Here is a 14165-nt window from a genome sequence, read left to right as displayed (position 1 = left end):
GCTTGCGGGACGACCGGCAACGCCTCGACAAATGGCTCTGGTTCGCACGTTTCGCGCGGACCCGCCCCGCCGCCGTGCGGCTGGTGGAGGAGGGGCATGTCCGGGTTGCAAGCAAGCGCGTCGAGAACCCGGCGCTTGGGGTGAAGCCCGGAGACGTGCTGACGCTCGCTCTGCCGCATGCGACGCTGGTCGTGCGCGTCATCGGCTTTGCTGAACGCCGCGGCTCCTACGAGCAGGCCCAGACGCTTTACGAGGTCCTGAGCGGGCCCGAGCGCGGCGATCAGCCGCTTGCGCCCGACGGCCCCGAGGGATAGAGCGCGTAGTGATGCGGCGAGCGCTGGCCCGCTTGCGAAAAATCATCTCGAAACGCACGTTTCGATGGAAGTTTGATCTCGTTTCCGGTCGTGACAGGGCCTTGAAACATTCTCTCGACCGGCTCTAAAGAAGCGCCGGCCGATTGGAAGGACAGCGCCATGACCTATGTGGTCACCGAGAACTGCATCAAGTGCAAATACATGGACTGCGTCGAAGTCTGTCCGGTCGATTGTTTTTATGAAGGCGAGAACTTCCTCGTCATCCATCCCGATGAGTGCATCGACTGCGGCGTCTGCGAGCCGGAATGCCCGGCCGAGGCGATCAAACCAGACACCGAGCCGGGACTCGACAGCTGGCTGCAGCTCAATGCCAAGTTCGCCGCGAGCTGGCCGAACATCACGCAGAAGAAAGACTCGCCGGCCGACGCCAAGGAGTTCGACGGCGTGCCGAACAAGCTCGAACTCCTGTCGCCGAATCCCGGCGAAGGCGACTGAGCTTACCCTCCGTCAGAGCTGAATCGAGGTTAACCATAGCCGGTCGCGACGCGGCCCGGCGTTGCTTGCATTCCGTTTACCTTTGATTCGGCGCGATTTTTGTGGTATCTCCAAGCCACAGTCGAGTTCGTTCCGCCTGCCCCTGCGAGGTCACACAAACGGGGCATCCCCTGAAACGACAGCAATGCACCACCGGTCAGAATGCCCGGGGTGTAATTGTCTTCGTATCTGGTGGTTCGCAAGAAGCGATCGGCTGTGGGAGCATGTTGCGCCGGTGAAAAAGCCAGAAGGCTGACCCGACGTGTCAGGCAGAGTGCCGCCGGTCATCCCGGCCAGCGGTTGAAAGTCGCGTCTCCGCCCCGGCGGAGAGATGCAGGAGTCGAAACGGCATGTCCACTGCGAAGAAGACTGTTGTGCGCCAGGGCTTCAAGACGGGCGAGTTCGTCGTCTACCCGTCCCATGGCGTCGGTCAGATCACTGCGATCGAGGAGCAGGAAGTCGCGGGCTTCAAGCTCGAGCTTTTCGTCGTCAGCTTCGCCAAGGACAAGATGACCCTGCGCGTGCCGACCGCCAAGGCGGCGAGTGTCGGCCTGCGCAAGCTCGCCGACACCGACATCGTCGGCAAGGCGCTCTCGACCCTGACCGGCCGTGCCCGAGTCAAGCGCACCATGTGGTCGCGTCGCGCCCAGGAATACGAAGCAAAGATCAATTCGGGCGATCTTGTCGCCATCGCCGAGGTGGTGCGCGATCTCTACCGCTCCGAGGCACAGCCCGAGCAGTCCTATTCCGAGCGCCAGCTCTATGAGGCTGCAATCGACCGGATGACCCGCGAGATCTCCGCGGTCGAGGAGATCACCGAGACCGAGGCGCTGAAGAAGATCGAGGGCCAGCTCGCCAAGTCGCCGCGCCGCGCCGGCAAGGCGGATGCCGCCGAGGCGGCCGAGGGCGAGGAAGGCGACGAGGACCTGCAGGAAGAGGCTGCTTGAGGCAGCTTTCTCCTATTGCATCGGAAGAGCCCGGCGGAGCGATCCGCCGGGCTTTTTCGTGTCAAGCCGCGCCCGTCTCCGCCGCCAGGAAGGCCACCGTCCGCTCCCAAGCGAGCTTGGCCGCCGCGGCGTTGTAGCGCTCGGCGCTGGTGTCGTTGTGGAAGGCGTGGTCGACATCGGGATAGACGATCGCCTGGTAGTTGATGCCCGCCGCTTTCAAGGCCGTCTCGTAGGCCGGCAGGCCCTCGACCAGGCGGGTGTCGCGGGCAGCGTGCTGGATCAGCAGCCGGGCCTTGATCTGCGACACCTTGGAAAGGTCGGGAGAGCGGCCGTAGAAGACGACGCCGGCATTGAGCTCCGGTGCGCTGACGGCAAGGTCGTTGACCGCGCCGCCGCCCCAGCAGAAGCCGACCGCGCCGACCTTGCCGGTCGCATCCGGCCGCGACTTGAGGAAGGCCAGCGCCGCCCGCCCCTGCGACACGACATCCTCCGGTTTGAGCTGCGGGAACAGGGCACGCGCCGCGTCGGCATCGGCCGGGGTGCCGCCGAGCGGGGTGAGGAAATCGACTCCGAGTGCAGTGAAGCCGGCCAGGGCGGCGCGGCGGGTGACGTCCTCGATATGCGGGTTCAGGCCGCGGTTCTCATGGATGACGAGAACGCCGCCGCGCTTGGCCTGCGCCTTCGGCGTGACCAGATAGCCCTTGAGCCTGACGCCGCCGACGGTCTCGTCGATGCGCTTGCCTTCGATGCGGGCATCGTCGGCCTGGACCTGCTGGGCCTGGGCATAGTTCGGCTCCAGCAGAGCCAGGGCGGCCTCGGCTGCCGCGGCCGAGCCGGCGATGGCGATCAGCCGGTTCATGAAACTGCGCCGGTCGAGCGGCTTGTGGGTGTATTCGTCGTAGAGTTCGACGATGCGGCGATCGAGCGCCATGGCTGCCTCCCTGTCCTGACGACGGGCGGGAGGCTAGCATATGGCGTGACGAAAGAACCCGCCGGCCGCCGCCTTACTCGCTCACGATCTTGTAACGCTGGCCGGGCGTCAGCCTGGCGTTGCGCTCCAGCCCGTTCAGGATCAGGAACTGCTCCAGCGGCCGGTCGGTCGACGCCATGCGCTCGGCGAGGCCGGCGGGCGTATCGCCGGCGCCGGCGGTGACCAGTCGGATCCGCAAGGGGCTGACCGATTGCGCGTCGCTGGCGCTGAGATTGCGGAAGCTGTCGAGCAGAGCGCGCATGGCGCGCTCTGGATCGTTCTGGCCCTTGGCGGCGAGGATGAAGCGGTAGACGCGTGGGCCGGCCTGGACCGCGGCGAGGCGGAAGGTCCAGTCGGAACCCCTGCCCGAGGTTACGGCCGCCGGCAGCCCGCCGACCGTGAGCGACTGGACCTCCGCGGTGGTGACGCCGTCGATCCAGCCCGAAGCGACATAGGATTCGAGCGTTTGCCCGGATTTCAGCGCGACCGAGTCGAAGCGTAGCGCCTGCGACCCGTCAGTGCTGACGCCCACCACCATCTCGCGCGCCGCTTCGAGCTCGAAGCCGTCCGGTGCGGTGAAGGCGATGCGCAGGGCGCTGTTGAGATAGCGGCGGCCCCGCACGACGCCGTCGGCGGGATCATCGCCAAAGGCGATGCCGTCGATCGCGGCGAGCCAGCGGCCGGCGTCGCGCTCGCCGATTCCGGGCGCGCCGATTTGGCGGGCACCGTTGGTGACGGCGGCGACGCGCTCCGGCGTCGAGGGGTGGCTGGAGAGGATGTCGAGCTTCTTGTCGCCACTGCCTTGGCCGCCGGCGCGGAAGCTGGTGTTGCGGCCGAGCGAGACCAGGAAGCGGCCGGCGCCATAGGGGTCGTAGCCGGCGCGGGCGATGTTGCGCACGCTGATCTGGTCGGCGGTGAGTTCCTGCTGGCGCGAGAAGCGGGCGAGCGAGAGCTTGGAGCTCTGCTGAACTGCGGCTCCGGTCGTCGGATCGTTCAGCACCTGTGCCACCACCTGGCTGACCAGCGCCGATTCCGCCTCCATCTCGGCGCGCTCGACGGCATGGCGCGCGGTGACATGGGCGATCTCGTGCGCCATCACGGAGGCGATCTCGGAGGAATCGTTCGCGAGAGCGAGCAGGCCGCGGGTGACGTAGAGGCGCCCGGTCGGCAAGGCGAAGGCGTTGACGATCGGCGAATTGAGGATCGTCACCTCATAGGCGCCGATCTGGCCTTCGCCGGCCTTGGCGAGGCGGGCGATGATTGCTTCCAGCTCGGCCTTGACCTGCGGCGCACGATACTCGCCGCCGAAGGCCGCGAGCAGGCGCTGGTGCTCGCGATCGGTGCCGCGCTGCAGGCTGGCGACGCGCGGCGCCGGCTCGCCGCCCGGCTGGTTGAGCGGGGCGAGGACGGAGTTCTGGTCGCCGAAGCAGGCGGCCAGCAACAGGGCCGGCAGCACCGCGGCGACGAGGCGTCCCCGGATCGGCTGACGATGGCGCTGAACTCTCCGCATCGGCCCCTAGTCGATCAATTCCAGTGCACTACGCGTCTGCGCTTCGATCAGGAGGCCGTCTCGCCCCTCGACCACACCGCTTACGCGCACGCGTTTACCCGCCAGCGACGAGGCGGTCCAGCCACTGCGCTGCAAGTCACGCCACAGCGCGCGCGACAGAACGATGCTGCCGCCAGCGCCGCGCCGCCGTTCGAAATTGAGATAGGTTCGCTGCGCCCGCTCTGCGACGGCAGCGATACGCCCCTCGACCACGACGATCCGGCCCGCCTGCGCTTTCATCGCTGTGGCATCATGACCGTCAATCACCGGGTGCGCCACTGCGGCATGTTTTCGCTGCTGGTTTCCGGGCTGGCCAGCCGACGCGGCTCGCGGTTCGGCCTTGCGCCAGAGTTCGTTGCAGGCGGCAAGGCCAGGTTCGGGTAGTCGCAGGGCGGCGCCTTCGGCGAGGAGGGCGGCACTGAGGTCGGACCGGCCGGCGAACACATCGGGAGCGCCGTCGGCGGCGAGGAGGCGCGCCGGGAGGCGCCCCCAGCGATCCGCCCCGCCGAGTGGGGCCAGCCGGAAGGCCTGACCGTGCCAGCGGGCGAGTTGCGTGGCGAAGCGCTCGCGCTCGGCGTCGTTCTGCCGGGGGGCGAGCCCGGCGAGCCTGACGCTCCTGCCGTCGGCGAGCAGCAGGTCGCCATGGCGATCGAGACCGGCGAGGCGGACCAGCTCGACCCCTTCTGCAGTCGCGCAAGCGTCATCCGCCGCTCGGGCGATGATGGCCGAGGCCGCCATGCCGGCGAGGAACGTCACAATCGCTGCAAAGGTAGGCTTCACCCGCATCGGCTTTATGCTAAAGGCAAGGACGTGCGTCCCGGTAGCTCAGCAGGATAGAGCAACGGTTTCCTAAACCGTAGGTCAGGGGTTCGAATCCCTTCCGGGACGCCAAATTATCCTGATATCAATGACTTGCAGCTCGGTTCGCCAGGGTGGTTCGCCACCCGGTTAGCCATTCGCCTGCTTGCTGGCCTTGTGCAGCAGCGTGACCTTGTCGAGGCCGGCGCGCGCGAGTCGCTCCTGATTGGCCGATTTTGTATAGAGTTCGGCGTGCTTCAGGTTGGTGTGACCGAGCGTATCCATGATCTCGCGGGTGGTCGCGCCGCTATCGGCGAGCATGCCGCCGAGCGTCTTCCGCAAGCCGTGGAGTGTGCACCCCTCCGGCAGCCCTGCCGATTTGGTCCAATCGCGCATGCGGCCGGTCAGCGACTTCGCGGAAAACGGCTCGCCATACATCGTCTTCAGGATCGTCGGGCCCGACAGGTCGGTCTGCGCCAGCGCCTCCTGGAGCATCGGCGTTATCGCGAGCCGGAGATCCCGGCCGGTCTTGACCTGGGTGAGAACGATGCGGTCGCCCTGAATTGCCGAGACCGGCAAGGCGGCGACGTCGCTTCGGCGGTTGCCGAGCCAGAGCGCCAGCGCGTAGACGAGCCGCGGCGTCGTTCCGAGCGGCCAGCGCTCCTCGAATTTCGCCCGCTCGGCGTCGGTCCAGGCACGCCAGCCCTTCGTCTCCGGCCGGTATTTCAGCCGATAGCTTGGATCGGTCTCGATCCATTCCTCGTCGAGACCAGCTAGAATCATCTTGCGGATGACGACGAGCAGGTGGCGCGCAGCGTGCGGCTTGTCGCTACGCTCGGCGAGGAGCGCCTTCAGGTGGCGCCGGCGCAGATCCGCGATCGGAACATCTCCCCATGTCGTCTTGCTGCCTTCGGCGATCCTCGAATCGAGGAACGCCTCGGCGATCGCCGTCTGCTTCTCGCGGGTGACGGAGTCGAGTTGTTTCCACTCGAAGCTGCTCCTGACGACGACGCGCCATGCGGCCCGCATCGAGCGTGGCGCCGCCGCGGTTGGTAGTGGCCGGACCTCGGCCTTGCGCGGCGGCCGGCCTTCGACCGCGGCGCGATACGCTTCCTCGAACTCCGGGTGGCCGGGCTGGTGCGGCAGCGCGACGGTCTTGCCGGCGCGGCGGAAGCGCCAGCGCTCGCGGCCGTGACGGTCTTGGTAAGGGCTGGCGTTCGGGTGCTCGGTGGTCATAGGCGGAGACGCTAGCCGCCTCGGCCGCCCTTCTGCAAGGCGGCGTCGATCGCATTCTCGCTGACATGCGCGAGATCGCTGAAGGCCATATCCAGCTCGACGCGATCCCAGACGAGGCGGCTGTCGATCTTGCGGGCCCTGGGCATGCGTCGAGTCGCGACCAGTTCGTCGAACTTCGTCGTTCCGACGCCGACATAATAGGCAGCCTCCTCGCGACAGAGGCCGCGAGGCACCCAGGCGACAGAGTCAAGGCGACCGGAAGCGCGGGGCATCAGCTGCTGGCTCCTTCCCCGTGGAGGAACCGGATCGCCCGCTTGGCAGCCCACTTCATCTTGCCGCAGCTGTCGGCGGCGGCGTTCTGCGCGCAGGTGCAGCCGCCGTAATGGATCGCGGCGCAGATCTCACGCGCCAGCCGCTCCTCGCGATCGAGCACGCGCTCTGCGATCCTGCGCGTCGCGAGACGCCGCTGGCGGTTGCGACGCCAGATGGTCACGACGCAGTCTCCTTATCCTCGCCAAGGAGGGACGCGAGATTGCCGCCGGCGAGGATGTGGGTCAGCAGGCGCGCGGCTAGATCGTGGGGCGGCACGCTCCGGCGGTCGGCTTCCTGCTGCAACGTCGTCGCGGTCTCCGGGGACAGGTAGACTGCGACGCGTGGCGCATTGCGACGCACTCCGCCGAGCCCATTCTGCCGCTTGTATCGCTGGACTGCGCCTCGGATGGAATCCGGATTCAGTTCCGGGTGCAGCGCCCGAATAGCGCCCTCGCTCAGACCTTCCTTCAGCAAGGGTTCGACCACTGATTTCACAGGCAGCTTCATGCGCTAGCTCCCGTCAACGGCGACAGTTTAGCAGAACGACTATGCCGCCGGCGGGCTCGCGCGGGCAGGGCGGCACCGGCAGATCGCGCCAGGCGAGCCAGAGGGCGAAGCCGAGGACGACGAAGGTCGCGACCGTCCAGCCGGCGCGGATGACGCGCCGGCGGAAGGCTTCGAGCGGGCAGCCGTCGCCACCCGGGAAAGGATCGAGCGGGCGCATCACGCCGCGACCTTCGGCAGACGACGGCGAAGATAGAACGTCAGCTCGTCAGCGAGTTCCCGCCAGCGCGCCGCACCGGTGTGGACCGTCGAGACCTGCATGCGCTGGAAGGCCGACTGAAGATCGAACTCGTCGAGCACGTCGAGCAGGCGATCATCCTCGCGCCAGCCCGGGTCGTTGTGGAAGACCGAGCAATAGGCGGTGATGACGTTGGCGCGGAGCAGGCCGATATTGCCTTCGCCGGCCTTGACGATCGACTCGAGCGCGCTGGTGAGGACCTCGTCGCCGTAGAGCTCGCGCGCCTTGTAGACCGCAGCGACCGAGAGTGTGTCGCCACGCTTCATGGTCTTCATGGTCAGGTTGTCGACCATGCGCACGCCGGCCTGGTCGCAGACCTTCTGCACGGCGACCGCCTCAGCATCGCCGCTCAGGACCTTCGAGCGATGGATCGCCGCAGGCTTGACGTTGAGCTGGCGGGTGTTGATCTCGACGAAGGCCTCGGCCTGCTCGGCCGTGTCGACCGGCACGACCATGCAAGGAACCTGCTTCACGCCGCGGAGCTTGGCGGCGTGGCTGCGGTGCTGGCCGTCGATGACGGCAAAGAGCCCGCCCTCGATCGGCGCCACGATGATGGGCGCGAAACGGCTCCAGCGGAAGCGCTCGGCGATCCGCCGGATCTGCATGCGTCCGCGGCTGCCGATCTGGCGCTGATAGCGCTCGTCGATGCGCAGGTCGGCGACGGCGACCCATTGCAGCTGCGGAGCCGTGCCGAGCTCGGTGAGGAAGAGGACGCCTGCAAAGCCGTCGATACTGATCTCGCGAAGGGCGTCCATCAGGCGGCCTCCTCGATGCTGGAGTCGGGATCGCCGTGCTGCAGCGCGAGCTCTATCAGCTGCATCTTGGTCGACCCGAAGGGAATGGAGACGCCGCGCTCCTTCAGCAGCTCGCGCAGCTCCGGCGCCTTCATCGCGACCAGGCGCGTCCGCTCCTGGCCCAGCCAAATCTCCAAGGCGGCCTCGGCGGCGCTCGCCGGCGTCTCGGGCTCGGCCGACTCCTCGTCGTCGCCGGCGCCCGGCTCGTCGTCCTCACCGTCCGGCTCGGCCGGCAGCACAGCCTCGAAGATGCCGCCGCGCAGGATCTCCGGCAGCCAGTGCCGCTCGGTCGCGAGGCGGGTGGCGACGGCGCCGAGATCGGCCTTCTTCAGCTTGGCGTGCTTGCCAGGATCATCGCCGCAGTCACGGATGGCGGCGATCGCCTCCTGCTTCGGCGCCTTGCTGAAATACTCGGCCGGGTCAAAGGCCTGCACCAGGGCAGCGCGATGGTCGACGAGAGGCAGGGCGGCGCGGACGGCCTGGGCCGCCGCTGGCTTCAGCGTGGCCATGCTGTTGCTGTTGATCGCCTTGCTGGTGAAGTCGAGCATATGCGCGACGCACTTGGCCGTGTGCATCTGCAGCTCGTCGATCGAGAGCAGGAGCGTGCGCTTGAACACGTCCTCGAAGGTAGTAGTCTTCGCCGCGTCGTAGGACAGGCCGTCCCACGGCAACGCCGGGCCCTCGCTGCGCCCCTCGGAGCGGAAGCGCACGGGACTGCCGAGCGTCGCCGCCGATGCGACGAAGAGCGCAAGCGCCAGACGGGGATGCCCCGCGACGACATGCGCCGCGGCACGCGTCGCGGTCAGCGCCAGTTCGTCCAGCTGCGCGGCCGAGAGGCGAGCGGGCTCGGGCGCCTCCTCACCGGTCGACGACGGCTTGGGCGCCGGCGCCGAGAGGCCCGTCGGCTTTGGCGCAGGCTTCGGCTTCTGGTCCTTAAGATAGCCGCGAGCAATCGAGAGCGCGCCGCCATTGCCGATGTCGATGACGGCTACAGCCTTGCCCCGTTGTTCCGCATCCAACGTCAGCCACGCGGCGCGCTCGTCGTCATACTGCGCGTGCTCGGCCGACAGCGCATCGCGCTCGGCCGCCAATGCGTCGTCCTCGCGCAGCATCGCCGTCGCCTCGGGCGGTTCGTTGCCGTCGTCATCCCATTCGAACTGGTCGACTGCGTCTTCGATCACTTGCCGGCGCTCGTCGATCGCCCGCAAGCGGGTCTCGATCTCGATGCGGCGCGCCGGCTTTTCGGATTCCGGCAGCGCCGGCTTGCGCAAGCGATCCCAGCTATAGCGCTGCTGGTTCGCGTCACTGCCGTACAGGACTTCGGCCCAGCCCTCCTCTTGCTGGATGCGCTCCGCCTCGCGGCTAAGCTTCTCCTGCGCCAGCCGTTCCAGAAGGCCACCATCGGCGAAGTCGGGCTTCTCCTTGAAAAGATCCGGCACCATCTGGCCGCCGGCAGCGATGTAGTCGAAGGCGCCGACGAAGACCGCAATAGGGCGGTCGGCAGAGACCGAGTTCACGGTGAAGGCGCGGCGGATATAGTCATGCTGAAGCCGCCAACGCTCCCTGCCAGCTACCGACTGCAGATAAGCGGACTGGTCCGCTGGCGAGGCGATGGTGAAGGCCCGCGCGGCTTCGCCGTTGATCCGGCCTTCCAGCCAGGCCTTGCGGATGTCGGGATGCAGGCGGCCGAGGGCCTGGCGCTGCTCGACGGCGCGGAGCGGGATACCGAAATGCTCGGCGATCTCCTCATTGCTCTTGCCCTTGTCGGCGAGCTCGGCGAAGGCCTCGAACTCGACGACCGGATGCAGCTGCCGGCGCAGAACGTTGGCGGCGAGCGATATCTCGAAGGCGTCTGCGTCTGCCTCCTGGGCCCGGAGCATCACGGGCACCTTCTCGCGCAGCTTGCCGTCATCGAAGAGCTGCTTCAGCGCCTTCAGGCGGCGGTTGCCGTCGATGATCTCGACGGTGCCGTCCTCGCGCGTGCGGCCGACGAGCGGCTGCAGCAGGCCGTGAGCGGCGATCGAGCCGAGCAGGTCGCTGACGTCCTCGTCGCCCGGGCGGACATTGACGGCCTCGCCGGCGACGAGATCGTGAGGCCAAAGGTGCTGAAGCTCCTGCGTCATGGTGACGGGGTTCCTTCCTGAGAGGGGTTGGCACGGGCGCGCGCCGCGGCGGCGATCGTGTCGGCTTCACGGCGCAGGACCCTGGCGGCGAGCAGAAAGCGCTTGCGGGGCCGGCCGGTCTCTTCCTTCGCCAGCAGGCAGAGCGCTGCGGCGACGACGCGTAGCTCGCGCGCCGGATTCTTCATTCTGAAAGCGCTTTCTCGCCTGCGGCGAAGCAGGCCTTGCGAGCTTCCAGCCAGCGTTGCTCGGCCGCCGTCATGGCGGCGCGCCGACTGGTCGCGAGCTCAATCGCCCGTCGCTTGACGTTCCCCAATTCCCAAGCGCTGGCGCGCTTCAAGACGAGGTTCGCGCCGATGAACTGGCGCTGGATCGCGCCGCTGGGGGTTTCGTGCTCGATGGCGAGCTCGTCGCCGCAATCGAGCAGGACGCGAGCGACGAACCAGTCGGCTGGCACGGTATAGTCGCGCTGTCCGATCAGAACGTGCGTCATTCTGCGGCCTCCCGCAGGCGGCTGGCGATCAGCGAGGTCTGGTCGGCGACGCGCTCGGCATGGACGCGGGCGCTCCACTGGTCGAAGCGCAAGATCCATTGCTCGGATGCGACCGCCGGCTTCTGAACCTTGATGCGGTGGCGCAGGTTGAGCGGCTGCAGGCGCTCGATGCCATCATCCCAGGGGCGCGGCGGGTGAGCGAGCAGATGGTCGCGCTCGGTCCGCAGCATGCGCCGGTCCATGACGTGCACCAGCTCGCGCATGTGCCGCGGCAGGGGCCAGGGCAGGCCGGCTAGCGCATGGACGTAGCGGTCGATCGGCTCGGCCAGCCGGCGCTTGATCTCGCGAATGGACAGGCGCGGCACCAGGCTCGCGCCGGCCTCTGCCCGCATTGCGTCGAGCTCGACCTGCATCGCCTCGACCACCGGCTCGGTCCAGTCGCCGAGCGGGCCCTCATGCGCCTCGTGCAGGAGGAAGGCGAGCGCGAGGGCGTAGTCATTATGCTGCGCGAGCAGCAGGTCGGCGCCGATGGTGCAGTGCTGCGCCACCGGATAGAGGATGCCGTGCGGCATCTGGTTGGCGAAGCGGCCGGTGTTGCCGAGCGGGATCGCGATGTCGCGCCGGATGTCGAGCATGCCCGGCTCGATCGCCCGGCCGAGCGGCAGGGCCCGGCCGGTCGCGGTCTGCGCCCATGGCGCGGCCCGGGCGGGTTCGGTGTCGCCGGGCTTCATCACGCATCTCCCGGCCGGCCGCGCCGGCGCTCGCCGATGTCCTTGGCGATGCCGTTGACGATGTCGAGGTTGTCGAGATCGGCGAGATCGAAGCCGGTGTCGCCGTTCAGGACCTTGGCCCGATAGAAGGCGTCGAGCATAAGGACCCGGGTCGCCTTATTGAGCCGGCGTTCGTCGGTGGCGCGGCGCTTCTCCTCCTGCCGCTGAAGCTCGGCTTCGGCCTCGCCGCCGTCAGCCGCCCGCGTCATGGCTTCAGACAGGCCGCGGCTGTCCGGCTGCTCGCGCGGCACGATGCCGCCCGTCTCTTGAGTGCGGATCATCGGCCACCTCCGCGCGCAAGCGTGACCGGCGCCGGACGCCTGCCGCAGATGCGCGCCTCGGCCGCCAGCAAGGTCGACAGCGAGAGGCCGCGCAGCGCGCGCGAGTCGACCGGGCCCGGCTCGGCGATTGCGTTGATCAGGCTCGGCGAGTGCATGCCGCCATCGGCCTGGATCAGGACCATCCGCGCGTAGATCCAGCCGGCCCGCGTCGCGAGGGCAAGCGGACCTTGCGCGACCTCCGGCTCGTCGCGGGTGTCGACAAGCCGCACGGCGAAGTAACGCATATCCGCCGCGACGCGCTCCAGGCGGCGGATCGCGGCGGTGCGGCGCTCATGCTCGCCGACGCTGAGAGCGAGCGCGTCCATCAGGCCACCTCCGGAATGTCGGCGTCCTCGACATCGCGGCGATAGGCGATGCGCTTGCCGAGTTCCTTGGCGGCTGCCGGGCCAAGCGCGGCTGCGGTCTCGTCGGGGTAGCCGGCACGCACCAGGTCGTAGATCTCGGCGAAGCCACGCTGGATGTGGGCTTCGTCCATGATCTCGACCATGTCGGCGACGATGACCTCACGGACCTCGCCGGTCGGCGTGTCGAGCGGCATGCACTTGCGGGCGGCGAGCGCGGTGCCGGGGCAGGCCAGCTTGGTTTTCAGCAGCGCGGCGTTGAGCGGCTCGATCGGGGTCGGACGGCCGGGCTGCGGGCGTTCGTGGCGCATCGGAATGCCTCCATCGGGTTGCGATGGAGGTCAGCATTTCTACAAAATAGAAATCTGTCAACTGGCAGGCTGGCGATTATGGGTATTGTCAGAACGTGTCAGGAGCCCGATTCGCGGCGAATTGACTCACCGGCAACCGTGAACACAATGAGAACAAAATAACGGAGGCGACCATGAGTATCGCGTTTAAGGTCTACGTCCATTGCGCCAACTGCCAGAAGAATTATGGCAGCCTGCTGGAGCCTCCGGATGCGGAGGATTCGCCGCAGGACATCGACGAGCTGCTCGAAAGCAACTTCCTTCGCGAGCAGAAATTCATGTGCCGGGAGTGCGAATCCCCGATCGGCATCATCACCGACATCAAGGAGTTGAGGAACGATCAACTCGTCGCTGTCAGAAGACTGGAACCCTGTTCTTGATCTCTCGCACAAGCGCCAGGATCTTCACCTGACGCCCGTCATCGGCTCGGAGATCCCGCGGCACGACGATCGGCTTGTGCCGCGGGTTGCTTGAGCGGGGGTGGAAGACGATGTGCTCGTCTTGGAGCTCGATCTGCTTGATCGACCACTCGCGCAGGTGACCAGCATCGCGCTCCTGCTGCACGACGACGACCATCTTGTCGCGCAGCGGGATGCCGATATCATCGTAATTGACGCCTATCACCTTCGAGCCCGGCAGAATCGGCGACGGCTCGAGGCGGTTCATGGAATCGCCGATCACGTCGAAGGCTGTGCGGCGCGCCCGCGGGAACTCCGGATCGGCCGGCTCATAGAAGATTTCCGGCTCGCTCTGGTCGAACTCATCGATCGGGATGAAGGCTCCGGCTTGAACCGGTCCGACTGTCGTGACCGGCAGGAGGCGTCCCTCGCGGACCTCCGCCACTTCTTGCTTCAATCTGAAATCCAGCCCTGGGATCGCCGGTGGCGCCTCTTCCAGGTAGGCTGCGATGATCGGCAGCTCGTGCGTCTTGATGTCGCGATCGCCCTTCAGCAACTTCGTCACGGCTGATGGGAAGCGGCCCATCGCTGCGGCGAGCCCCTTCTTCGATTTGTCGGGCTTCGCGAGGCCCTGCTCGATCCATCTGATCAGTTCGTCATTCATGCCGCATTTTCTGTTTTTCAGAACTGGCTCGCCATGAACAAAGTGGGTAATGGCGCTTGACAGTGAATTGCGAAAAATAGAAATTGCGCCGCTATGGAACCGGCGACGACAATCATCATCCGCCTCGGCGGCGAACGGAAAGTCAGCGAGATCACGGGCAGAGCCTACACGGCGCCCTATCGCTGGCAGCAATCCATCGACAAGGGCGGCACAGGCGGCTTGATTCCGCAGCGGCTGCACCAGCGGCTGCTCGACTATGCCCGGGCCAACGGCATCCCGCTTTCGCCTGCCGACTTCCTGCCTGTCCATCAGCCCAGCCCGGAGGCTCCCCAGCCGGAGGCCGCGCCGGCGTCCGTGGCTCCTTCCTAACCCGCCAGCCCGAACGGCGCGCCGAGAAAGGCGCGCGGGATTTCTCAGAGGCGAGGCGCGGAC

General features: G+C 67.3%; 21 protein-coding genes and 1 tRNA gene. 5 read left to right on the top strand and 17 right to left on the bottom strand.

Annotated features, from left to right (window positions below; genetic code table 11):
• Positions 1–2: 2 nt before the first annotated feature.
• The 3 genes from ACFPOB_RS20735 to ACFPOB_RS20725 all read left to right on the top strand — a co-directional run bounded on the left by ACFPOB_RS20735 (position 3) and on the right by ACFPOB_RS20725 (position 1795).
• Positions 3–314, top strand: coding sequence for an RNA-binding S4 domain-containing protein (locus ACFPOB_RS20735; protein WP_377800298.1), 312 nt, complete (start codon positions 3–5; stop codon positions 312–314).
• 159 nt (positions 315–473) lie between these two features.
• Positions 474–809, top strand: a complete 336-nt coding sequence (fdxA, locus tag ACFPOB_RS20730) for a ferredoxin FdxA (protein WP_092157697.1) — start codon at positions 474–476, stop codon at positions 807–809.
• A gap of 389 nt (positions 810–1198) precedes the next feature.
• Entirely contained in the window at positions 1199–1795 is a 597-nt protein-coding gene (locus tag ACFPOB_RS20725; protein ID WP_377800297.1) for a CarD family transcriptional regulator, read from the top strand.
• 61 nt (positions 1796–1856) lie between these two features.
• Here ACFPOB_RS20725 and ACFPOB_RS20720 read toward each other — a convergent pair whose 3' ends face one another.
• The 3 genes from ACFPOB_RS20720 to ACFPOB_RS20710 all read right to left on the bottom strand — a co-directional run bounded on the left by ACFPOB_RS20720 (position 1857) and on the right by ACFPOB_RS20710 (position 5070).
• Positions 1857–2726, bottom strand: a complete 870-nt coding sequence (locus tag ACFPOB_RS20720) for a dienelactone hydrolase family protein (protein WP_377800296.1) — start codon at positions 2724–2726, stop codon at positions 1857–1859.
• A gap of 73 nt (positions 2727–2799) precedes the next feature.
• Entirely contained in the window at positions 2800–4275 is a 1476-nt protein-coding gene (locus ACFPOB_RS20715) for a M48 family metalloprotease (protein WP_377800295.1), read from the bottom strand.
• A gap of 6 nt (positions 4276–4281) precedes the next feature.
• Entirely contained in the window at positions 4282–5070 is a 789-nt protein-coding gene (locus tag ACFPOB_RS20710) for a hypothetical protein (RefSeq protein WP_377800294.1), read from the bottom strand.
• Positions 5071–5128: 58 nt separating this feature from the next.
• Between ACFPOB_RS20710 and ACFPOB_RS20705 the strand changes: the two genes are divergently transcribed.
• A tRNA-Arg gene (locus ACFPOB_RS20705) sits at positions 5129–5205 on the top strand.
• A 57-nt stretch (positions 5206–5262) separates the two neighbouring features.
• Here the strand turns inward: ACFPOB_RS20705 and ACFPOB_RS20700 are convergent.
• Genes ACFPOB_RS20700 through ACFPOB_RS20640 form a run of 13 tightly spaced genes read right to left on the bottom strand, consistent with a single transcriptional unit; the run spans position 5263 to position 12632 of the window.
• Complete coding sequence (locus ACFPOB_RS20700; protein ID WP_377800293.1) at positions 5263–6348, bottom strand: tyrosine-type recombinase/integrase; 1086 nt, start codon at positions 6346–6348, stop codon at positions 5263–5265.
• Positions 6349–6359: 11 nt separating this feature from the next.
• The gene (locus ACFPOB_RS20695; RefSeq protein WP_377800292.1) at positions 6360–6620 is read right to left on the bottom strand and encodes a hypothetical protein; all 261 of its coding nucleotides are present in this window, start codon (positions 6618–6620) and stop codon (positions 6360–6362) included.
• Complete coding sequence (locus ACFPOB_RS20690; RefSeq protein ID WP_377800291.1) at positions 6620–6841, bottom strand: hypothetical protein; 222 nt, start codon at positions 6839–6841, stop codon at positions 6620–6622. The genes ACFPOB_RS20695 and ACFPOB_RS20690 overlap by 1 nt, the downstream gene beginning before the upstream one ends.
• The gene (locus ACFPOB_RS20685) at positions 6838–7167 is read right to left on the bottom strand and encodes a hypothetical protein (RefSeq protein WP_377800290.1); all 330 of its coding nucleotides are present in this window, start codon (positions 7165–7167) and stop codon (positions 6838–6840) included. Before ACFPOB_RS20685 ends, ACFPOB_RS20690 begins: the two co-directional genes overlap by 4 nt.
• A gap of 13 nt (positions 7168–7180) precedes the next feature.
• Positions 7181–7384, bottom strand: a complete 204-nt coding sequence (locus ACFPOB_RS20680; protein ID WP_377800289.1) for a hypothetical protein — start codon at positions 7382–7384, stop codon at positions 7181–7183.
• On the bottom strand, positions 7384–8217 hold the full coding sequence (locus tag ACFPOB_RS20675) for a DUF6551 family protein (RefSeq protein ID WP_377800288.1): 834 nt from the start codon (positions 8215–8217) through the stop codon (positions 7384–7386). The genes ACFPOB_RS20680 and ACFPOB_RS20675 overlap by 1 nt, the downstream gene beginning before the upstream one ends.
• The gene (locus ACFPOB_RS20670) at positions 8217–10379 is read right to left on the bottom strand and encodes a ParB/RepB/Spo0J family partition protein (protein ID WP_377800287.1); all 2163 of its coding nucleotides are present in this window, start codon (positions 10377–10379) and stop codon (positions 8217–8219) included. The genes ACFPOB_RS20675 and ACFPOB_RS20670 overlap by 1 nt, the downstream gene beginning before the upstream one ends.
• The gene (locus ACFPOB_RS20665; RefSeq protein ID WP_377800286.1) at positions 10376–10564 is read right to left on the bottom strand and encodes a hypothetical protein; all 189 of its coding nucleotides are present in this window, start codon (positions 10562–10564) and stop codon (positions 10376–10378) included. Before ACFPOB_RS20665 ends, ACFPOB_RS20670 begins: the two co-directional genes overlap by 4 nt.
• Positions 10561–10869: a hypothetical protein gene (locus tag ACFPOB_RS20660; RefSeq protein ID WP_377800285.1), complete on the bottom strand. Its 309-nt coding sequence runs from the start codon at positions 10867–10869 to the stop codon at positions 10561–10563. Before ACFPOB_RS20660 ends, ACFPOB_RS20665 begins: the two co-directional genes overlap by 4 nt.
• Positions 10866–11600 (bottom strand): hypothetical protein, encoded by a 735-nt coding sequence (locus tag ACFPOB_RS20655; RefSeq protein WP_377800284.1) that lies wholly within the window; start codon positions 11598–11600, stop codon positions 10866–10868. The genes ACFPOB_RS20660 and ACFPOB_RS20655 overlap by 4 nt, the downstream gene beginning before the upstream one ends.
• A complete protein-coding gene (locus ACFPOB_RS20650) occupies positions 11600–11920 on the bottom strand; it encodes a hypothetical protein (RefSeq protein WP_377800283.1) in 321 nt (106 codons plus the stop codon). The genes ACFPOB_RS20655 and ACFPOB_RS20650 overlap by 1 nt, the downstream gene beginning before the upstream one ends.
• On the bottom strand, positions 11917–12285 hold the full coding sequence (locus ACFPOB_RS20645; protein ID WP_377800282.1) for a hypothetical protein: 369 nt from the start codon (positions 12283–12285) through the stop codon (positions 11917–11919). Before ACFPOB_RS20645 ends, ACFPOB_RS20650 begins: the two co-directional genes overlap by 4 nt.
• Complete coding sequence (locus tag ACFPOB_RS20640) at positions 12285–12632, bottom strand: hypothetical protein (protein WP_377800281.1); 348 nt, start codon at positions 12630–12632, stop codon at positions 12285–12287. Before ACFPOB_RS20640 ends, ACFPOB_RS20645 begins: the two co-directional genes overlap by 1 nt.
• 173 nt (positions 12633–12805) lie before the next feature.
• On the opposite strand from ACFPOB_RS20640, the gene ACFPOB_RS20635 reads away from it, so the two are divergent.
• Positions 12806–13051, top strand: coding sequence for a hypothetical protein (locus tag ACFPOB_RS20635; protein WP_377800280.1), 246 nt, complete (start codon positions 12806–12808; stop codon positions 13049–13051).
• Here ACFPOB_RS20635 and ACFPOB_RS20630 read toward each other — a convergent pair.
• The gene (locus tag ACFPOB_RS20630; RefSeq protein ID WP_377800279.1) at positions 13026–14042 is read right to left on the bottom strand and encodes a LexA family protein; all 1017 of its coding nucleotides are present in this window, start codon (positions 14040–14042) and stop codon (positions 13026–13028) included. The two genes, ACFPOB_RS20635 and ACFPOB_RS20630, sit on opposite strands and share 26 nt — an antisense overlap.
• Between the last annotated feature and the right edge of the window lie 123 nt (positions 14043–14165).

Origin of the sequence: Allobosea eneae, from assembly GCF_042657265.1 — a bacterium.
Lineage (GTDB): Bacteria > Pseudomonadota > Alphaproteobacteria > Rhizobiales > Beijerinckiaceae > Allobosea > Allobosea eneae.
Note: the sequence above shows the minus strand (reverse complement) of the source record. Positions and strands in the feature narration are given on the sequence as shown.